The organism is Methylobacterium sp. Ger2507 (assembly GCF_055231875.1).
Map to the genome: position 1 here is coordinate 3,059,041 of NZ_JBUYVC010000001.1, position 19,120 is coordinate 3,078,160.

Consider the following 19,120-nt stretch of genomic DNA (forward strand, 5'->3'; position numbering starts at 1 on the left):
TCGTGAAGACCGCCCACACCCTCGCCGAACTCGGCTGGTCCGCATTCTTCGCGGACCAGTGCCGCACGGACGAGGCTGCCTTGCTGCCACAGCGCGTCGCCACCGTGCATCGCGCCCGCATGGGTGCCCTCTCCGAGGCAGGGCCGGCGAAGCTCATGCTGCCGGTCCACACCAACACCGGCGACTATGCCGTGGGCGACTGGGTTCTCGTCGAAGCGGGCACGCAGATGCTGCGCCGCCGCCTGGAGCGGCGCACCGTGCTGGAGCGGCGGCGCGAGGGCAGCGTAGCGCCGCAGCTCGCGGCGGCCAATGTCGACGCGCTCTTCATCGTCACCTCCTGCAACGCGGATTTCAATCCGACCCGCCTGGAGCGTTACCTCGCCCTGGCCAACCAGGGTGGACCCGAGCCCGTCATCGTCCTGACCAAGGCGGATGTCGCGGAGGATGCGGAGCGCTACCGTCGCGAGGCCATGGCGCTGCAGCGCGACCTTGCCGTGGTTCTGGTGAACCCCCGTGAGCCCGACGCGGCGACACATCTCGAGCCCTGGTGCGGTCAGGGCCGGACCGTCGCGGTGGTGGGCTCGTCGGGTGTCGGCAAGTCGACACTCGTGAACACCCTGGCGGGCCCGGACCACGCGGCACCGCAGGCAACGGGCGGCATCCGGGAACACGATGCCAAAGGGCGGCATACCACCACCAGCCGCTCGCTCCACGCCATCGCGGGGGGCGGCTGGGTCATCGACACACCGGGCATCCGCTCGCTTCAGCTCGGCGACGCAGCCGAGGGGCTGGAGACGCTGTTCGCCGAGATCACCGAACTGGCCCCGGCTTGCCGCTTCCGCGACTGCACCCATGCCCATGAGCCCGGCTGCGCCGTTCAGGCTGCCGTGGCGGTGGGCCAGCTCGATCCGGATCGGGTCGCACGCTGGCGTGTCCTGCGGGCCGAGAACCGGGGCAACACGGTGGTCCCAACGGGCCCACGCGGCAACAAGCGGCGCTGACAGCCGGCGGTCAGATCCCGCCGCCCGCGACCTCGCGGGCCACGGCCCGGCGGCCGATGTCGCGTCGGCAGAAGCCCTCCGGCCAGTCGATCCGGGCCACCGCCGCGTAGGCGCGGGCCTGGGCCTCCATCATGCTCTCGCCGAGCGCGGTGACGGCGAGCACCCGGCCGCCATCGGCGAGGAGCCGCCCGTCCTCGGCACGGGTGCCGGCCTGGAACACCAGGATGTCGTCGCTCTGGCCCGCCGCCGCGAGGCCCCGGATCTCCGACCCGCGCAGGACCGTGCCGGGATAGCCCGCCGCCGCCATGACCACCGTGAGGGCCGCGCGTCGCAGGTCGAATTCGAGGGCGATCCCGGACACGTCGCCCTCGCAGGCCGCCAGCAGGGCGGGCACCAGGTCCGAGGCGAGGCGAGGCATCAGCACCTGGGCCTCGGGGTCACCGAAGCGGGTGTTGTACTCGATCAGCTTCGGACCATCGGCGGTCAGCATCAGACCGGCATAGAGGATGCCGGTGAAGGGGGTACCGCGCGCGCGCATACCGTCCAGCGTCGGAGTGATGATGGTGTCCATCACCTCCTGCTCCAGGGCCGGCGTCAGGATGGTGGCCGGGGAATACGCGCCCATGCCCCCGGTATTCGGGCCGCGGTCCCCGTCGAAAACACGCTTGTGGTCCTGGGCCGTGCCCACCGGCACCGCACGGGTGCCGTCGCAGAGTGCGAAGAAGCTCGCCTCTTCGCCGAACAGGCATTCCTCGATCACGATCTCGGCGCCGGGCTCCTCGAACAGGGCGCGCACCGCGCTTTCCGCCTGATCCCGGGTCTCGGCCACGACCACGCCCTTGCCGGCGGCGAGACCGTCGGCCTTCACCACGATGGGGGCGCCGTGTTCGGAGAGGTAGGCCAGAGCAGGCTCGAGAGCCTGGAAGCGGGCGAAGGCGGCGGTCGGGATGCCGACCTCGGCGCAGAGATCCTTGGTGAAACCCTTCGACCCTTCGAGCTGCGCGGCGGCCCGGGTCGGGCCGAACACCCGGACGCCCGCCGCCTGGAGGTCGTCGACGAGGCCTGCCACCAGGGGCGCCTCCGGCCCGACCACGACGAGGCCGATGCGCTCGGATGCACAGAAGGCGCGGACCGCCGCATGATCGGAGACGGCGAGGTCCGGCCGGTTCTCACCGAAATCCGCCGTGCCGGGATTGCCCGGTGCGGTGAACAGTCGGCTGCAGAGGGGGCTCTTGGCGATGGCGTAGGCCAGGGCGTGTTCGCGCCCACCCGAGCCGATGAGGAGGATGTTCATGGGGGTGATGTTCCCCAAAAGCCGTTCGTTGAAAAGGCCGATTTACCGCTAAGACCGTCAATGTACACGGGAAGCGCTCTGCGGAAGGGGGGGGGAGGGCCGTACTCTCGCCGCAGAACCGAGATCCAATGGCATCGGTTCTCATCCTTTGGCGTGGAACGAACGAACCGGAGTCACGTTGTGACAATCATGCCAGGCTGTCGCAAATCCGTTCCGTATTTGATGGCGCCGCCTCCGACCCGAGGCGTCAGTGCCTCACATTACCTGACACGGGGCCGTGTGCCGGTGCGGGCGTGCAACGACAATCACAGCCTCGACGCATTGCCGATCTGGCGGATGGCCTTGGCGATCTGCGCTGTTCCAGTCGCTTCCGTCCTGGTGATCCTGTCGATTCTGATGTGACCCGGCGGCGAACGCGCCCCCACTTTACCTGGGGCTATGCCGGGCCTAGCGTCCGCCGCCATGGCCGTCCCCCCTCCGCCCGCTAGAACCGCTGCATCGTCCGGCCCTGTGTCCAACGTGCCCGAATGGTCGGTTGGCGACCTCGCCTCCGCCCTGAAGCGAACGCTGGAGGATGCCTTCGGCCATGTTCGGCTGCGCGGCGAAATCTCGGGTTTTCGCGGCCAGCACAGCTCCGGTCACGCCTACTTTTCGCTGAAGGACGGATCGGCGCGCATCGATGCGGTGGTCTGGAAGGGCACCTTCAACCGCTTGCGGCAGCGGCCTCAGGAAGGGCTCGAGGTCGTCGCCACCGGCCGGATCACGACCTTCCCGGGCAAGTCCTCCTACCAGATCGTCATCGAAACCCTGGAGCCGGCCGGCATCGGGGCCTGGATGGCATTGCTGGAGGAGCGCAAGCGGGTGCTGGCGGCCGAGGGCCTGTTCGCCTCCGAGCGCAAGCGGCCGATCCCCTACTTGCCCCGCATCGTCGGGGTGGTGACCTCGCCCACCGGTGCCGTCATCCGCGACATTCTGCACCGGCTCGCAGACCGCTTTGCCCGGCCCGTTCTGGTCTGGCCGGTGCGAGTGCAGGGCGAAGGGGCGGCCGAGGAGATCGCGGCGGCGATCCGGGGCTTCAACGCCCTGGTGTCCGGGGGCGCGATCCCGCGTCCCGAGGTTCTCATCGTGGCGCGGGGCGGCGGTTCGATCGAGGATCTGTGGGCCTTCAACGAGGAATGCGTGGTGCGCGCAGCCTCGGAGTTGGAGATCCCGCTGATCTCGGCGGTGGGCCACGAGACCGACACCACCCTGATCGACTTCGTTTCCGACCGGCGGGCGCCGACCCCGACGGGGGCCGCCGAGATGGCGGTTCCGGTGCGGGCCGACCTGGTGGCCGAGGTGGTCGACCTCGGGCGGCGCCAGCGCGAGGCGGTTCAGCGCCGTCTCGACCGGGAGCGCAGCGACCTGCGCGCCCTGGTGCGGGCGATGCCGGATGTGGACGCCTTCCTGGCCGCCAAGCGCCAGCGCCTCGACCTCGCCGAGGCCCGGCTCGGACCGGCTCTCGCGGGCAATGCCCGGGTGTTCCGGCTCCGCGTGGCGCGCCTCGTGGAGCGCTTCGCCCGGCACCCGCCGACCCTGGCTCTGGCGCAGGCGCAGGGCCGGCTGGCCCGGATCGGCGAGCGGCCCGGCGCCGCGCTGCGCCATGACGTGGCGCGAAAAGGCGAGGGATTGTCGTACCTTGGCCGTCGCCTCGTGTTGGCCCGCGAGGGCACCCTCGGACGGGCCCGGACGGAGCAGGCGCGCAGCCGCGACCGCCTCGGCGCGCTGCAGGCCCGCCTCGTCCAGGCCGCGGACCGCCTGACCGAGCGCCGGGCGGACCGGCTGGCCGGGCTGGCGGGTTTGCTCGGATCGCTGAGCTACCGGGCCGTGCTGGCCCGGGGCTACGCCCTGGTGCGGGACGCCGAGGGCCGGCCGGTCCGCATCGCCGCCCAGGCCACGCCGGCTATGACCCTCGAATTCGCCGATGGATTCGTCGACGTGCGACGCGATGAAATACAACGAGAGTTTCGTCACGGTCACGGCGATTCGGGCTCCCCGCGCGCACCGGACCCGGCCGACGCGGGCCTGGACCCCGCGCCGCGAAAATCTGCCGCGAAACGGGCCCCGCCCCGGAAGAAGGGCGCCGCCCAGGAGTCGCAGCCGGAGGTCGCCGCCGCGACCCGGCAGGGGACCCTGTTCGAACTCTGACCGGATGACCGGAGCGGTGGCCGGGGCGCAACGCCGGCGGTGGCATGCGTCGGCCGGGGAGGACCTGCGTGTTCCGCGGCACCCGCAGCGGGTTGACGAACCGGGCGGGGTTTGCGACCGCACCGGCAGCACGGCATGGCACGTGCCTTCCGGGATTTTTGCCTGATCAGGAGCCCGCCTCGCGGGACACCCGGCGGGATGCGGCCGCGGCCAGGCGGCAGGAGAGGCGGAATGACGACGACGATCGACAGCGCACAGAAGCTCCACCTCGTCTTCGGAGGCGAGTTGGAGAACCTGGACGGCGTGAACTTCCGCGACGTGAAGGATCTCGACATCGTCGGCATCTTTCCCGACTACGCCTCGGCGCAGACGGCCTGGAAGGCCAAGGCACAATCGACGGTTGATAGCGCCCAGACGCGCTACTTCATCGTGCACCTGCACAGCCTGCTCGAGCCCTGAGACCCGCGACCTGGCCTCGTAATCCAGGTGAAGGCTGCGTGAAGGCATTGTGACGCCCCGGTCGCGGCTGGTATGAGCGCGACAGCGAGGGCTTGCCCGAAGCGACGACGGGACGCCCCCCCAAGGATCGCGAGATGAAGACCCCGGCATGAAGTCCTCGATCAAGATCATTGCCGGCAATGCGAGCCGGCCATTGGCCGAGGCGATCGCGGCCTATCTCGAATTGCCGCTGGCCAAGTGCATGGTCCGGCGCTTCGCCGACATGGAGATCTTCGTCGAGCTCCAGGAGAACGTGCGCGGCGAGGACGTGTTCATCGTCCAGTCGACCTCGTTCCCGGCCAACGATCACCTGATGGAACTGCTCATCATGATCGATGCGGCGCGGCGTTCCTCGGCCCGGCGCATCACCGCGGTGATCCCGTATTTCGGCTATGCCCGCCAGGACCGGCGCACCTCCGGCCGCACGCCGATCTCGGCCAAGCTGGTGGCCAACCTCATCACCGAGGCCGGCGCCGACCGTGTCATGACCCTCGATCTCCATGCCGGGCAGATCCAGGGCTTCTTCGACATCCCGACCGACAACCTGTTCGCCGCCCCCGTGAAGGTGCGCGACATCAAGGAGCGGCTCGACCCCAAGGACTGGATGGTGGTGTCGCCCGACGTCGGCGGTGTGGTCCGCGCCCGCGCCATCGCCAAGCGCATCGACGCCACCCTGGCGATCGTCGACAAGCGCCGCGAGCGCCCCGGCGAATCCGAGGTGATGAACATCATCGGCGAGGTCGAGGGCCGCTCCTGCATCCTCGTCGACGACATCGTCGATTCGGGCGGCACGCTGGTGAACGCCGCCGAAGCCCTGCTCAACGCCGGCGCCAAGGACGTCTCCGCCTACATCACGCACGGGGTGCTCTCGGGCGGCGCGGTCTCGCGCATCGCCGCCTCGCGGATGAAGGAACTGGTGATCACCGATTCGATCCAGCCGACGCAGGCGGTCAAGCTCGCCCGCAACATCCGGGTCGCCACCATCGCGCCCCTGCTGGGCGAGGCCATCGGCCGGACCGCGACCGAATCGAGCGTGTCGAGCCTGTTCACCTGAGGCGCGGCCCCCGGAGAAATCCCGAACCGCTTTCACGGCCGTGCCCGATCCTGCGGGTGCAGCGGATCGCAATTGCCTTGACCCCACGGAAACCTGTATAGACGGCGCTTCCCTATTGCAGCGTTGAGACGGGATGCTGCCGGCCACTCTCGGGCCGGAGCGAGCGACGCCCTGTCGGCGGCGCCCCGATGACCCGTCCCGCCCGAACCTGTTGGAGTAGCCCGATGTCCCAAGGCCCGCTGATGCCGAAGGCCACCGCCGTGTGGCTGGTGGAGAACACCTCGCTGGCCTTCGAGCAGATCGCCGATTTCTGCAAGCTGCACCCCCTCGAGGTGAAGGGCATCGCCGATGGCGAAGTCGCGGCCGGCATCAAGGGCCTCGATCCGATCACCACGGGCCAGCTCACCCGCGACGAGATCGAGAAGGCGCAGAAGAGCCCGAACTACAAGCTCAAGGTCGCGGTCTCGAAGGTGAAGCTGCCCGAGGTCAAGCGCACCACCAAGGGTCCGCGCTACACGCCCCTGTCGCGGCGCCAGGACCGGCCCAACGCCATCCTGTGGCTGCTGCGCAACCACCCCGAACTCAAGGATGCGCAGATCATCCGCCTCGTCGGCACCACCAAGTCGACGATCCAGCAGATCCGCGAGCGCACCCACTGGAACTCCGCCTCGCTGCAGCCGATGGACCCGGTGACCCTCGGCCTCTGCACGCAGATCGACCTCGATTTCGAAGTCCATCGCTCGGCCAAGGATCGTCCGGCCAACATGCCGGTGGACGGCGGCGCCACGCTGCTGCCGACCGAGGTCTCGACCGCCACCGACTACACCGAGTCCGACGAGCACCACCGCACCGCCCGCGACGAGAAGCTCAACGCCGATTCGGTGTTCGCCAAGCTCAAGGGCATGCGCAGCACCGAGGACGACGACGAGGACTGACACGTCCCGTACGCGCCGTGCCGACCGATCCCCGCAGCCTGGCCGCGGGGATTTTTCGTTTCCGAGACCGAAGCGGCCCGGGCGCCCGGCCAGTTGCCGGATGACCGGCAATCGGCTATGCAACCGCCGTTCTCCGATCGGAATCGACGAGTCTCGGCAGGGTTCTGCCGGGCCGCGTCCCCGTTGGAGGACCGCTCTCGACCATCGCTTGAGAATGCGTCGGCCCTCCTTCGGGAGGTTGAGCCCGTCGGGTCCAGGACCCCGGGCGGCGACGTCGAGGGTGTCCCGTCACACGAGCCGCCGATGCCGGCCTCCCGATGAGGCCTGTCAGGAGACAGAATGACTGCTGGTAACGCCCTACAGCGTAGCCCGAGCCGCGACGATTTCGCAGCTCTTCTCGAGGAGTCCTTCCTCGAACACGAGATCACCGAAGGGTCCGTCGTCAAGGGTCGCGTCGTCGCGATCGAGAAGGACGTGGCCGTCATCGACATCGGCGCCAAGACGGAAGGCCGTGTCGCTCTCAAGGAATTCAACGGCCCCGGCCGCGAAGGCGAACTCGCCGTCGGCGACGAGGTCGAGGTCTATGTCGACCGCATCGAGAATGCCCTCGGCGAGGCCGTCATCTCGCGCGACAAGGCGCGCCGCGAGGAGAGCTGGGTCAAGCTCGAGAAGGCCTTCGAGGCCAACGAGCGCGTCACTGGCGCGATCTTCAACCAGGTCAAGGGCGGCTACACCGTCGATCTCGACGGCGCCGTGGCGTTCCTGCCGCGCTCCCAGGTCGACATCCGCCCCGTGCGCGACGTCACCCCGCTGCTGGGCACCCCGCAGCCGTTCCAGATCCTCAAGATGGATCGCCGCCGCGGCAACATCGTCGTGTCGCGCCGGACCGTCCTCGAGGAGAGCCGCGCCGAGCAGCGCTCCGAGCTGGTGGCCAACCTCGAGGAAGGCCAGGTCATCGACGGCGTCGTCAAGAACATCACCGAATACGGTGCGTTCGTCGACCTCGGCGGCATCGACGGCCTGCTCCACGTCACCGACATGGCGTGGCGCCGCGTGAACCATCCGTCCGAGGTCGTGACCATCGGCCAGACGGTCAAGGTCAAGATCATCAAGATCAACCACGAGACCCACCGCATCTCGCTCGGCATCAAGCAGCTGCTCGCCGATCCGTGGGAGGGCATCGCCCAGCGCTACCCGGTCGACGCCAAGCTCAAGGGCCGCGTGACCAACATCACCGATTACGGCGCCTTCGTGGAGTTGGAGCCGGGCATCGAAGGCCTGATCCACGTCTCCGAGATGTCCTGGACGAAGAAGAACGTCCACCCGGGCAAGATCGTCTCCACCTCGCAGGAAGTGGAAGTGCAGATCCTCGAAGTCGATCCGGTCAAGCGCCGTATCTCGCTCGGCCTCAAGCAGACCCTCCAGAACCCCTGGGAGGCCTTCGCCCAGCAGCATCCGGTGGGCTCCGAGGTCGAGGGCGAGGTCAAGAACAAGACCGAGTTCGGCCTGTTCATCGGCCTCGACGGCGATGTCGACGGCATGGTCCACCTGTCGGATCTCGACTGGAACCGTCCCGGCGAGCAGGTCATCGAGGAGTTCAAGAAGGGCGACATGCTGCGCGCCCAGGTTCTCGACGTCGATGTCGAGAAGGAGCGCATCTCGCTCGGCGTGAAGCAGCTCGGCGGCGACCCCTTCACGGAAGCCGGTGACCTCAAGAAGGGTCAGATCGTGACCTGCGAAGTGGTGGACGTGAAGGATTCGGGCGTCGACGTGAAGATCGTCGACACCGACCTGACAACCTTCATCCGCCGGGCCGAGTTGGCCCGCGACCGTGGCGACCAGCGCCCCGAGCGCTTCGCCGCCGGCGAGAAGTTCGACGCCCGCGTGATCCAGTTCGACCGCAAGGCGCGCCGGGTCCAGCTCTCGATCAAGGCCCTCGAGATGGCCGAAGAGAAGGAGGCGATGGCCCAGTTCGGTTCGACCGATTCGGGTGCCTCGCTCGGCGAGATCCTCGGCGCGGCCTTCAAGAAGGCCCGCACCAGCGACGACAAGGACGAGTCGCAGGACTAATCCTGGCGCGCGTGCCCCGGTCCTTCGGGACCGGGGCATCCGTCCCTCTCTTCGACGCCCGCGCGGGATCGCTTCCCGCGCGGGCGTTTTCGTATGCGCCCCGTCGCCGGATGGCCGGCCGCCCCCGCGACAGGCGCGACCGCCCCGGCCAGACGCCGCCCCGCAGGCCCCGCGACCTGCCCTCTTGTGGGTCCGGGCCGGGCAGCGCTAGAACACGGACCGAGGATGGTTTGCCCCGGGGTTTACCCTAAGGACGCGTGACGCGACAAAGGCTTGGTGCAAATCGGCGGGGAGTGTGGGACAAGGATCGCCCGACGCGCGAAGGCGAGTCGGTGCGGGTCCCGCATCCGAACCCGGGCCTGAAAAACAATCCGCCGGTTCAGCCGGCGCGAGGGAGCAGAACCAGCGCATGGCCGCGGATGCCGAACTTCTGATCGATCGCCGGCGCCTGCGCCGCAAGCTGTCCCTCTGGCGGGTGCTCGGCATCGGCGGCCTCGTGGTCGCCGTGGGCGCGGTCGGCCTGCGGGTCCGCAGCGGCGACACCTTCGGCCTCGGCGGTCTGCGCCCGCAGATCGCCCGGATCTCGATCGGCGGCTTCATCGCCGGCAGCGAATCGACCACCAAGCTGATCGAGCGCGTGCGCGACGACGCCGCGGTCAAGGGCGTGGTGGTGTCGATCTCCTCGCCGGGCGGCACCACCACCGGCTCCGAGGAACTCTACCGCAACCTGCGCGCGCTCGCCGAGAAGAAGCCCATGGTGGCCTTCGTCGACGGCACGGCGGCGTCGGGCGCCTACATCGCGGCGATCGCGGCGGACCACATCGTGGCGCGCGAGACCGCGCTCGTCGGCTCCATCGGCGTGCTGTTCCAGTATCCGGACCTGTCGGGACTGCTCGACAAGGTCGGGGTCAAGGTCGAGTCGGTGAAGTCGGCGCCGCTCAAGGCCGAGCCCTCGGGCTTCACTCCGACTTCGCCCGAGGCCCGCGCGGCGCTCGCCGCCGTGGTGGGCGACACCTACGGGTGGTTCAAGGGCCTGGTGGCCGACCGGCGCAAGATGTCCGACACGGAACTCGCCACCGTCTCGGACGGACGGGTGTTCAGCGGCCGCCAGAGCGTGCCCCTGAAGCTCGTCGACGGCCTCGGCGGCGAGCGGCAGGCGGTCGCCTGGCTCGAGTCGCAGAAGGGCGTGCCGGAGAACCTGCCGGTGCTGGACTGGGAACCTGCCAAGAAGAGCGATTTCCGCCTGTGGTCGGCCCTCGGCCTCGGGGCCGATCTCATCGGGCTCGACGGCCTCGCCGCCCGCCTGCGCCAGGTCGGCGACGAGACGGCGGGGCTGGCTCAGGGCGGCCTCCTGGTGCTGTGGCGGCCCGGCCCCGCCGAGGCGGCCCGCTGAGGGTCCGCGCCCCGTCTTTCGTGCATGATTTCGTGAAGGCCCTCGCATGATCAAGTCGGAGCTCGTGCTCAAGATCGCCGAGCAGAACCCGCATCTCTACCAGCGCGACGTCGAGACCCTCGTGAACGCGATCCTCGACACCATCGCGGACGCGCTCGCCCGGGGCGACCGGGTCGAGCTGCGCGGCTTCGGTGCCTTCTCGGTGAAGCGCCGCGATGCGCGACGCGGGCGCAACCCGCGCACGGGTGCGGCCGTTGCCGTTTCCGAGAAGGCCATCCCGGTGTTCAAGACCGGAAAGGAGATGCGCCTGCGCCTCAACGAGGCCGGCATCGGGGACGGCGAGGCCGCCGCTTCCTGACCCGCCGCCCCGTCCCAACCGTTCGGAGTTCCTCTCGATGATCCGCTTCCTCAAGGGTTTGCTGCTGCTCCCCGTCGCCGTCCTGGTGGTGGCCTTCGCGGTGGCCAACCGCGACGTGGTGCGGGTGTCGTTCGATCCCGTCTCGCCCGACATGCCGGTGTTCAGCGCGGCGCTGCCGCTCTACCTGCTGCTGTTCATCGCGGTGGCGATCGGCGTGCTCCTGGGCGGCTGCGGCGCCTGGCTCGGGCAGGCGGGCACACGCCGCACCAGCGCCGCCCGCCGCCGCGAGATCCGCCGCCTGGAGAGCGAGACGGCGCGCCTCAAGACCTACGCCCCACCGCCGACCAACGAGGGTCCGAACGGCATCTACCGCAACGCATCCGACCGCGTCGCCCTGCCGGCGCCGCACTGAGGCCGAACCCCGGTTCCCCGCCCGCATGTCCGCCGTCGCGATCAAGATCTGCGGGCTCAGCACCCCGGCGACCCTCGACGCCGCCCTGGAGGCCGGGGCCGACCTCGTCGGCTTCGTGCACTTCCCCAAGAGCCCCCGCCACGTCGATCTCGAGACCGGCCAGGCCTTGTCCGCGCGAGCGAAGGGCCGGACCGAGCGGGTGGTGCTCCTGGTCGACCCCGACGACGCCCTGGTGGCGGCCGCCGTCGCGGCCTTCGATCCGGACTGGATCCAGCTCCACGGCCGGGAGACTCCCGAGCGGGTCGCGGCCATCCGCGCCGGCACCGGCCGCCGGGTGATGCGGGCCATCGGCGTCGCCACCGCGGCGGATCTCGACGCCGTGGCGGCGCAGGCGCGCGCGGCCGACCGCATCCTCCTCGACGCCAAGGCGCCCCCCGGCGCCGACCTGCCCGGCGGCAACGGCCACGCCTTCGACTGGAGCCTGCTCGACGGGGCCACCCTGCCGGCGGGCTACATGCTCTCGGGCGGTCTCACGCCCGACACCGTGGCGGCCGCGCTCGCCCGCACGGGTGCCCGCGCCGTCGACGTCTCGTCGGGCGTCGAGATCCGGCCGGGCGAGAAATCGCCGGCCCGCATCGCCGCCTTCGTGGCGGCCGCCCGGAGTGCCTGACGCTCCGGCATCTTCGACGACTCGGCATTTCTGACCGTCGACGGCCTTGCAATCGGGTCGAAAAACCCTTGATTTCAAGGATCGACGTGTTGGCCGCATTGTCGCCGCCCCCCGCGCGGGTCTAGGCGTTGGCCAAACGCATCCGCCCGTCTCGCATGCATCCGTCCTGCATGCCTCCGTCACTCCGAGGATCATGCCCGTGACCATCGCTCCCCCTCCGAACTCGTTCCGCAACGGCCCGGACGAGCGCGGCCGCTTCGGTATCTTCGGCGGACGCTTCGTGGCCGAGACCCTGATGCCGCTGATCCTCGACCTGGAGGCGGCCTACACCGCCGCGAAGGCCGACCCGGCCTTCCAGGCGGAGATGAACAGCCATCTGACCCATTACGTCGGCCGGCCGAGCCCGCTCTACTACGCCGAGCGCATGACCGAGCACCTGCGCGCGCAGGCGGCCCCCGGACACGGGGCGAAGGTCTTCTTCAAGCGTGACGAGCTGAACCACACCGGCTCGCACAAGGTGAACAATGTGCTCGGCCAGATCATGCTGGCCCGCCGCATGGGCAAGCCGCGCATCATCGCGGAGACCGGCGCCGGCCAGCACGGCGTCGCCACCGCCACCCTTTGCGCCCGCTTCGGCCTGAAATGCGTGGTCTACATGGGGGCCGTCGACGTCGCGCGTCAGGCGCCCAACGTGTTCCGCATGAAGATGCTGGGCGCCGAGGTGGTGCCGGTGCAATCCGGCACCAAGACCCTGAAGGATGCGATGAACGAGGCCCTGCGCGACTGGGTCACGAACGTCGCCGACACCTTCTACTGCATCGGCACCGTGGCGGGCCCGCACCCGTATCCGGCGATGGTGCGCGACTTCCAATCGATCATCGGCCGCGAGACCAAGACGCAGATGCTGGAGATGGAGGGCCGGCTACCGGATTCCCTCGTCGCCTGCATCGGCGGCGGGTCCAACGCCATGGGCCTGTTCCACCCCTTCCTCGATGACCCCGAGGTCAAGATGTACGGCGTCGAGGCGGCCGGCCACGGCATCTCCAGCGGCCTGCACGCGGCCTCGCTCTCGGGCGGCAAGCCCGGCGTGCTCCACGGCAACCGCACGTACCTGCTGCAGGATGGCGACGGCCAGATCGCGGACGCGCACTCGATCTCGGCCGGCCTCGACTATCCGGGCATCGGCCCCGAGCACGCCTGGCTGCACGAGGCCGGCCGCGTCACCTACCTCTCGGCGACGGATCAGGAAGCCCTGGACGCCTTCAAGCTGTGCTCGATGCTGGAGGGCATCATCCCGGCCCTGGAGCCGGCCCACGCCCTCGCCAAGGTGCGGGAACTGGCACCGCAGCAGCCCGAGGATCACCTCCTGGTCGTCAACCTGTGCGGACGCGGCGACAAGGACATTCCCCAGGTCGCCGAAATCTTCGGGACCCGGCTCTGACGGGGCGACGGGACAGGCCATTTTCCCGGGGCCGACCCCGTTGACACCCCACGGCGGGGTTCCCTATACCGCCGATCTCATCGCGGCCCCGATCTTCGGCGGCCGCGGTCTGGCGGGGTAGCTCAGCTGGTTAGAGCAGAGGAATCATAATCCTTGTGTCGGCGGTTCAAATCCGTCCCTCGCTACCACTAATTTCAAGTCGTTACAGTGACTTAGACGGCAGGCCCTGGACATTGCGTCCAGGGCTTTCTGCTTCTCGGGCGGACTTTTCTGCACGGCTGTCGCGAGGTCCGCCCGGATTCCATTCCCGGACGGGTCAAAATACAATGGTCCCGCGCGTCGTGGACAGTCCTAGGCTGGAAGGTGTATCATAGCCGATCGGGTGATTTTGGTGCCGGCCACCTAGATTCCCGCCAGCGGCTAAAGCAGGCGGATGTCCGGCTCGTCCTCGGGATGGTGCGGCGACTGGGTGTCGGGGTTAAACTTCAGCAGCGGTGCGACCGCGATTTCGACGTAGCGTCGGTCTAGGAGGTGGTAGACGCCAGCGCGCATCAGGAGCGCGGCCGGGGCGGGCTTGAGCGTCTTGGCTCCCTTGTCAGGCGTCAGGTACACGGCGTCGAACCCAGGGGGCCGGGCTTGAACCAGACCAGCAAGCCGGCGTCGGTCCCGTCCTTTGATTGTCAGACAGCGTTGAACATTGGTTCATCCGCACTTCTGGTGCTGATGGAGTCAGATTTGGCTTTTGGGCGTTGATCCTCAATAGGATTGGGGAGGCGTCAGATGCCGCTTACGAACCAGTCTTTGCCGACAGTGCCCGATGGGCTGCACGTCGATGACCTGACGCTCGATCCGTCCGGGCTGTTGCTTCTCGCCAGGACTACCGCTGCGCAGGCTTTCTGTCTCCACTGCGGCCATACCTCGTCCCGGGTCCATAGCCGCTACTGGCGAACGCTTTTGGACCTGCCGTAGCAGGACCGGGCCGTCACGTGGCGCGTCCAGGTGCGCTGCTTCCGGTGCAGCCATTGCCCGAGCCGGATCTTCGTCGAGCGCATCTCAGGCTTGATGGACTCCAAGGCGCACCGGACTGCCCGTTTAGCCGAGGCGCAGACCGAGATCGGCATGGTGCTGGGCGGCGAGGCCGGAGCCCGACTGTCTCGGCGGCCATCCATGCCGGTGCGGCGATACCGTCAATCGGATCGTCTTTGAGGGCGGCTCTCAAAACATAGGCTCAAAGGCACCGTACAGGAGTCCGCCGCCGCCATGCCGCCAAAAACGTGCCCATGCCCCGTCATCGCATCGCCAGCGTATCAACTGCCAATCAGCATTCTCAGGTCCGGTCGCCCGGATCCGACGGGATCCATCATTTGCCTCTTGGTGATACCCTCGGCTAGTCCCGGCTTGCCGAGGGTGGCACGGCGCTCAAATCTGTTGGAGGAAATTGACCAAAGGATTGTACCATTCGACGGGAAGGAGGGATTTCGCCGAATTGGCACACATGCGACCCGTTCCCGCATGGGGATGGACAACGTCTGGCGCTCGGAACCTCGGTGCAGGAACCGGCTTGGCTTGATGTGCCGGCGCGTGTCCGGAAGCGAGGAGCGAAGATGTCCAGTGACACCGAAAAGCACCGCGAATTGCTCGCGGCCCTGAAGGGAGCCCAAGGTAAGAGCGATGGTTCCTTCGAGCAGGCCGTGACGAACGCGTTCCAGCATGTGTTCGACCATTTGGGACGATTGAACTCGCACGTCTCGCTCGGGGGGGCAGAAGGCGAGGATCGGCAGCTGAGATCCGATGAGAGCGCGACCCTTCGTTAGCCAGTATACCCGCCGGCCTTCCTGGCGCCGGGCTCGATTGAAGCTGGCGACGAGATTTCCAGCGACATCCGCTAGATCCGAAAGGTCGTGGGCCGACGACAGCCACGTTTGGAAGCGCGAACGTTCCTGTCCCTTCGATCGTTGAGGCTTGCCTTGCGAGCTCCCCACGTTCGCGGACGTGGAGCCCATGGATGCCCGTGATAGCCAGGACCGAATACCCGACGGCACAGACCCCTTTGCCCTCCGCGGCCGGCGATGGGCCAAAGACAGGGTTCTGGGCGCTGACACTCGGCTCAGTCGGCGTGGTCTACGGCGACATCGGCACCAGCCCGCTCTACGCCCTGAAGGAGTCCTTGCACGCAGCCGCCGGAGGGGGGCACGCACCGACCCGCGAGATGGTCTTCGGCGTCGTCTCGCTGATCCTCTGGGCGCTCATCCTCATCGTTACGCTCAAGTATGTGCTGTTGGTGATGCGGGCCGACAACGACGGCGAGGGCGGCACGCCTTCCCTGGTCGCGCTGGCCCAGCGCGCGCTGGGCCATTCCGGCGGGTTCGTCATCGTGCTGGGCATGGTCGGCGTTTCGCTGTTCTTCGGCGACGCCATCATCACGCCGGCCATGTCGGTGCTCTCGGCGGTGGAGGGGCTGAAGCTGGTGACCCCGGCCACCGATCCGTACGTCCTGCCAATCAGCCTCGCCATCCTGATCGGCCTGTTCGCAGTCCAGAGCTACGGGACGGCGCGGGTGGCAACCTTCTTCGGCCCCCTCACGGCGTTCTGGTTCATCGTCATGGCGCTTGGCGGCCTGAGCCACCTCGTCGACGATCCGAGCATTCTGGGTGCGCTCAATCCCGCCTACGGCATTTCCTTCATCCTGAGCCACGGCACGGCCGGCCTGCTGGCGCTCGGTGCCGTGTTCCTCGCTGTGACCGGGGCGGAGGCGCTTTACGCAGACATGGGACACTTTGGTCGCACGCCGATTCGCGCGGCCTGGTTCGGGCTGGTGCTGCCGGCGCTCGCGCTGAACTATCTCGGCCAGGGAGCCATGCTGCTCGCCCACCCGGAGCGGGCCGAGAATCCGTTCTTCCTACTCTATCCGTCCTGGGCACTGCTGCCGATGGTGCTGCTCGCCACGGTGGCGACGGTCATCGCCAGCCAAGCCGTGATCACCGGCACTTTCTCGATTACACAGCAGGCGATGCAACTCGGCCTGCTGCCGCGTATGCGCGTCCTGCGCACCTCCGAGACCGAGAAGGGGCAGATCTACATCCCCCGGGTGAACTGGTGGCTGCTCGTCGCGGTCGTATTCGTCGTGGTGCTGTTCAAGTCGTCGAGCGGCTTGGCGGCGGCCTACGGTATCGCGGTCACCGGCGACATGGTGATCACCGCCTGCTTGCTCTTCGTCGTCGCCTGGAAGGTCTGGCGCTGGTCGCCTGCGGTCGCGGCCGCGGTCATCGCGCCGTTCCTGCTCATTGAGGTGGTGTTCCTCTCGGCCAACGCTCTCAAGATCCTCCATGGGGGCTGGGTGCCGCTGACCATCGGTGCCGCCCTCGTCACAGCGATGTGGACCTGGCGACGTGGTTCGGCTCTGATCGCCGAGGAGATCCACCGTCGGCGCGTGCCGCTGTCCGAATTTACGCAAATGGCCGAGACCGGCTCGATCCAGCGGGTGCCGGGAACGGCGATGTTCCTGACAGGTACCCCCGGTGATACCCCGGGGGCCCTGATGCACAACGTCAGGCACAACCGCGTGCTGCACGCGAACAACTTCATCCTGCACGTCGTCACGGAGGATCTACCGCGGGTGGCCGACGCCGAGCGCGTCTCCGTGAAGAAGCTGTCCGGCGCCTTTTCGTGCGTGACGGTGCGCTTCGGGTTCACCGAACTGCCCGACCTTCCACGCGCCGTCGGGGCTGCGGGCCTGGACAAGGGCGATCTGTCTTACTTCCTAACGCGGCGGGTGCTGGTCGCCTCGCCGGAGACCGGCATGCCGGTGTGGCAGGACAGGCTCTACATCTCCATGGCCCGTGCGGCCACCGACGCGTCCCGCTACTTCCGAATCCCGGTAGACCGGGTCGTTGAGATTGGCGCCCGGATCGACATCTGAGCCCGGTGAGGTCCGATTGCGATCGAAGATGCTTTCGGTCCCCTGCGCTGCGGGCGGGGGTCGTGCTCGCAGTGCGTCAGATCAAGCTGTTTCCCTCGCCCTACGCATGTCCGACTTCAGTACCTGTGCGACTTAGTGACAGTCTTCACGAATGGAGGAGGCTTGCTTCAGCGTAAACCCTAAGGAACGAAGATGAAGCAAACATTCGCACTAGCGAGGAAGCGGATAGAAGCGGCAATCAAATACATTCCCCGGTTCATACCCTGCCGATCATCAGCTTGGCTGACGATGGTCTTCGATCTTCGTATACAACCTGTCGGATCGTGGTCGATACTGTCAAGAAAACGATGATAATTCCGATATTTAACCTAGTCGATGAGGTAGTGAGCATACATTTATTCCGGTCTAAAACGCGAAAGCTTAGGTTTACGTTTTGCGTCCTGCTGGTGCGAACTAAGTAAATTTAAACCACATCGACCTAGAATGGCGTTCATCAGATCGGAGTTGGGATGCCCGCCTCTTTCCGATCCGATCGCGACCGCTGGCTTATACCGCTTGCTGCGATACTTCACGACTGAAGCCGATTGGTCTGATGGGAGCGGGAGCCTTGCTCGGCTGTCGCGCTGATCGACTTCGCCATGCGTGGTTTATGCGTAAACTGTTGAGAGAATGGCGCTTCCACGCGATCAGGTGTGACCACCGCTGATAAGCCACTACCGGGCGCCGATCTGTAGCCCATCGACAATCCGCCGGCCGCTCCATAGAAGCCTGAGAAGCAGCTGCATTCGATCCCGGAAGGAGATAATCCCGCAATCCTGCACATTGTTCAGGGCGCGACTGACAGCAACGATACCTCAAGTTTCGCGCAGCCATGCCCAGACGTGTTTCAACGTCCCCTGACTGCCGATCCGCTGAGCCACCCGACGCTCGCCACGCCATGCCTGGGGCGACGAGCCGTACCGGTTGCGAAAGCTGCGGCTGAGTTGCGAGACACTGCTGAAGGCAAACACCTCCCCCAAGCGGCCAATCGTGCGCGTCTCCATGGGATCGGCAAGGGCATCGCGCACCGCCTTTAGGCGCTCGCCTTGCACGAAGTACATCACGCCTCCCTCGGGCTCAAACAGTCGGTAGAGGGTGGACCGCGAGACCAGCATCTGCCCAGCGATGAACTCCGGTGACAGATCGGGCCGCGACAGGTTCGCTCGCACTATGGTTTTGGCCAGCGCCATCAGGCTGCCGTCGAGTTCACGGCCATCCAGCACGTCCGAGGTCTGCGAGGGATCGAGCAAGCGACGCAGGAAGGTGACGAACTCATTGGCGAGAGCCGGAGCGTCGTCTGGGCGCGTGGTCGGCAATCGACGGTAGATGCTGAGGATCTGTGTGGCCAGCAACCGGTTGCGGGCCGCATCGAAGAGGAGGCCGTGCTCCTCGAGCGGCAATCCATGGAGATGGGTGCAGGGTACGACCAAGCCGGTCGTATCAGCCCGATCGAACATACCATCGAGCAGGTGACGGCGACCGATGAGTGCTACGGCGCCAGCCGAGACAGAGGCGGGACGGCCAGCGATGGTCCCTCGGTAGCGGCCGCTCCGCCAGAGCTGGAACAGGAAGTGGTCGGGACCGGCCTCGACGCGTCGGCGGTCCCTCTGGATGCGCTGGGTCGAGAGCAGTGTACGATGAGCAACCAGGTCACCGATCTGGTACGCGACATTGGTGCCAAAAGGCAGGAGGGCGGATGGCGTGGTCGGACCAACCTCGTACATCGGCGCCATGAGGGTGCGCCACCGCTCGAAGGCCTCTCCCGGGGGCAAGCCTGACGTGGTCAGGAAAAAGTACGGCAGGCCCGCCTCAGCCGTCGTGTCGTCTGCATCCAACGAGTCAAATCCTT

The 19,120-nt window shown here is 67.6% G+C and carries 16 protein-coding genes, 1 tRNA gene and 1 pseudogene; 15 read left to right on the forward strand and 3 right to left on the reverse strand.

What is annotated here, in order from left to right; genetic code table 11:
- The first annotated feature begins 2 nt into the window (after positions 1–2).
- Positions 3–1,001 (forward strand): ribosome small subunit-dependent GTPase A, encoded by a 999-nt coding sequence (gene rsgA, locus ACV7NL_RS14180; RefSeq protein ID WP_463355992.1) that lies wholly within the window; start codon positions 3–5, stop codon positions 999–1,001.
- A gap of 10 nt (positions 1,002–1,011) precedes the next feature.
- On the opposite strand, the gene purD is transcribed toward rsgA, so the two are convergent.
- Positions 1,012–2,295: a phosphoribosylamine--glycine ligase gene (gene purD, locus ACV7NL_RS14185; RefSeq protein ID WP_463355993.1), complete on the reverse strand. Its 1,284-nt coding sequence runs from the start codon at positions 2,293–2,295 to the stop codon at positions 1,012–1,014.
- A gap of 462 nt (positions 2,296–2,757) precedes the next feature.
- Here purD and xseA point away from each other — a divergent pair, with 462 nt between their 5' ends.
- The 11 genes from xseA (at position 2,758) to ACV7NL_RS14240 (ending at position 13,501) form a co-directional block, all read left to right on the forward strand.
- On the forward strand, positions 2,758–4,482 hold the full coding sequence (gene xseA / locus ACV7NL_RS14190; RefSeq protein WP_463355994.1) for an exodeoxyribonuclease VII large subunit: 1,725 nt from the start codon (positions 2,758–2,760) through the stop codon (positions 4,480–4,482).
- A gap of 231 nt (positions 4,483–4,713) precedes the next feature.
- Positions 4,714–4,941, forward strand: coding sequence for a DUF4170 domain-containing protein (locus ACV7NL_RS14195; protein ID WP_056184414.1), 228 nt, complete (start codon positions 4,714–4,716; stop codon positions 4,939–4,941).
- 148 nt (positions 4,942–5,089) lie between these two features.
- A complete protein-coding gene (locus tag ACV7NL_RS14200; protein ID WP_056097113.1) occupies positions 5,090–6,034 on the forward strand; it encodes a ribose-phosphate pyrophosphokinase in 945 nt (314 codons plus the stop codon).
- A 224-nt stretch (positions 6,035–6,258) separates the two neighbouring features.
- Positions 6,259–6,969: a DUF1013 domain-containing protein gene (locus tag ACV7NL_RS14205; protein WP_463355995.1), complete on the forward strand. Its 711-nt coding sequence runs from the start codon at positions 6,259–6,261 to the stop codon at positions 6,967–6,969.
- Between the two features lie 339 nt (positions 6,970–7,308).
- Positions 7,309–9,039, forward strand: coding sequence for a 30S ribosomal protein S1 (gene rpsA, locus ACV7NL_RS14210; RefSeq protein ID WP_056184418.1), 1,731 nt, complete (start codon positions 7,309–7,311; stop codon positions 9,037–9,039).
- A gap of 409 nt (positions 9,040–9,448) precedes the next feature.
- Positions 9,449–10,432 carry a signal peptide peptidase SppA gene (sppA, locus tag ACV7NL_RS14215; RefSeq protein WP_463355996.1) on the forward strand — a complete coding sequence of 328 codons (984 nt, stop codon included), beginning with the start codon at positions 9,449–9,451 and terminating at the stop codon, positions 10,430–10,432.
- A 46-nt stretch (positions 10,433–10,478) separates the two neighbouring features.
- Entirely contained in the window at positions 10,479–10,790 is a 312-nt protein-coding gene (gene ihfB / locus ACV7NL_RS14220; protein WP_055959108.1) for an integration host factor subunit beta, read from the forward strand.
- Positions 10,791–10,827: 37 nt separating this feature from the next.
- Positions 10,828–11,202 carry a LapA family protein gene (locus ACV7NL_RS14225; RefSeq protein WP_056184423.1) on the forward strand — a complete coding sequence of 125 codons (375 nt, stop codon included), beginning with the start codon at positions 10,828–10,830 and terminating at the stop codon, positions 11,200–11,202.
- Between the two features lie 25 nt (positions 11,203–11,227).
- Positions 11,228–11,872 carry a phosphoribosylanthranilate isomerase gene (locus ACV7NL_RS14230; RefSeq protein WP_463355997.1) on the forward strand — a complete coding sequence of 215 codons (645 nt, stop codon included), beginning with the start codon at positions 11,228–11,230 and terminating at the stop codon, positions 11,870–11,872.
- A gap of 199 nt (positions 11,873–12,071) precedes the next feature.
- Positions 12,072–13,313 carry a tryptophan synthase subunit beta gene (gene trpB, locus ACV7NL_RS14235; protein ID WP_056184499.1) on the forward strand — a complete coding sequence of 414 codons (1,242 nt, stop codon included), beginning with the start codon at positions 12,072–12,074 and terminating at the stop codon, positions 13,311–13,313.
- A 111-nt stretch (positions 13,314–13,424) separates the two neighbouring features.
- Positions 13,425–13,501, forward strand: a tRNA-Met gene (locus ACV7NL_RS14240).
- Positions 13,502–13,733: 232 nt separating this feature from the next.
- Here the strand turns inward: ACV7NL_RS14240 and ACV7NL_RS14245 are convergent.
- Positions 13,734–13,925 (reverse strand): hypothetical protein, encoded by a 192-nt coding sequence (locus tag ACV7NL_RS14245; protein ID WP_056482998.1) that lies wholly within the window; start codon positions 13,923–13,925, stop codon positions 13,734–13,736.
- Positions 13,926–14,114: 189 nt separating this feature from the next.
- Here ACV7NL_RS14245 and ACV7NL_RS14250 point away from each other — a divergent pair.
- From ACV7NL_RS14250 to ACV7NL_RS14260, 3 genes and pseudogenes are all read left to right on the forward strand, one after another.
- Positions 14,115–14,571 (forward strand): annotated as a pseudogene (locus tag ACV7NL_RS14250) (transposase family protein); the annotation flags it as partial.
- A gap of 346 nt (positions 14,572–14,917) precedes the next feature.
- Positions 14,918–15,127, forward strand: coding sequence for a hypothetical protein (locus tag ACV7NL_RS14255; RefSeq protein WP_056482991.1), 210 nt, complete (start codon positions 14,918–14,920; stop codon positions 15,125–15,127).
- A gap of 191 nt (positions 15,128–15,318) precedes the next feature.
- On the forward strand, positions 15,319–17,232 hold the full coding sequence (locus ACV7NL_RS14260) for a potassium transporter Kup (RefSeq protein WP_463355998.1): 1,914 nt from the start codon (positions 15,319–15,321) through the stop codon (positions 17,230–17,232).
- 854 nt (positions 17,233–18,086) lie between these two features.
- Here the strand turns inward: ACV7NL_RS14260 and ACV7NL_RS14265 are convergent.
- Positions 18,087–19,106 (reverse strand): helix-turn-helix domain-containing protein, encoded by a 1,020-nt coding sequence (locus ACV7NL_RS14265; RefSeq protein ID WP_463355999.1) that lies wholly within the window; start codon positions 19,104–19,106, stop codon positions 18,087–18,089.
- Positions 19,107–19,120 lie beyond the last annotated feature (14 nt).

What these genes read in the sequence shown, in the direction of transcription:
- purD (WP_463355993.1), bottom strand. Translation starts at nt 2,295, where the DNA reads ATGAACATCCTCCTCATCGGCTCGGGTGGGCGCGAACACGCCCTGGCC.
- xseA (WP_463355994.1), top strand. Translation starts at nt 2,758, where the DNA reads ATGGCCGTCCCCCCTCCGCCCGCTAGAACCGCTGCATCGTCCGGCCCT.
- ACV7NL_RS14195 (WP_056184414.1), top strand. Translation starts at nt 4,714, where the DNA reads ATGACGACGACGATCGACAGCGCACAGAAGCTCCACCTCGTCTTCGGA.
- ACV7NL_RS14200 (WP_056097113.1), top strand. Translation starts at nt 5,090, where the DNA reads ATGAAGTCCTCGATCAAGATCATTGCCGGCAATGCGAGCCGGCCATTG.
- ACV7NL_RS14205 (WP_463355995.1), top strand. Translation starts at nt 6,259, where the DNA reads ATGTCCCAAGGCCCGCTGATGCCGAAGGCCACCGCCGTGTGGCTGGTG.
- rpsA (WP_056184418.1), top strand. Translation starts at nt 7,309, where the DNA reads ATGACTGCTGGTAACGCCCTACAGCGTAGCCCGAGCCGCGACGATTTC.
- sppA (WP_463355996.1), top strand. Translation starts at nt 9,449, where the DNA reads ATGGCCGCGGATGCCGAACTTCTGATCGATCGCCGGCGCCTGCGCCGC.
- ihfB (WP_055959108.1), top strand. Translation starts at nt 10,479, where the DNA reads ATGATCAAGTCGGAGCTCGTGCTCAAGATCGCCGAGCAGAACCCGCAT.
- ACV7NL_RS14225 (WP_056184423.1), top strand. Translation starts at nt 10,828, where the DNA reads ATGATCCGCTTCCTCAAGGGTTTGCTGCTGCTCCCCGTCGCCGTCCTG.
- ACV7NL_RS14230 (WP_463355997.1), top strand. Translation starts at nt 11,228, where the DNA reads ATGTCCGCCGTCGCGATCAAGATCTGCGGGCTCAGCACCCCGGCGACC.
- ACV7NL_RS14255 (WP_056482991.1), top strand. Translation starts at nt 14,918, where the DNA reads ATGTCCAGTGACACCGAAAAGCACCGCGAATTGCTCGCGGCCCTGAAG.
- ACV7NL_RS14260 (WP_463355998.1), top strand. Translation starts at nt 15,319, where the DNA reads ATGCCCGTGATAGCCAGGACCGAATACCCGACGGCACAGACCCCTTTG.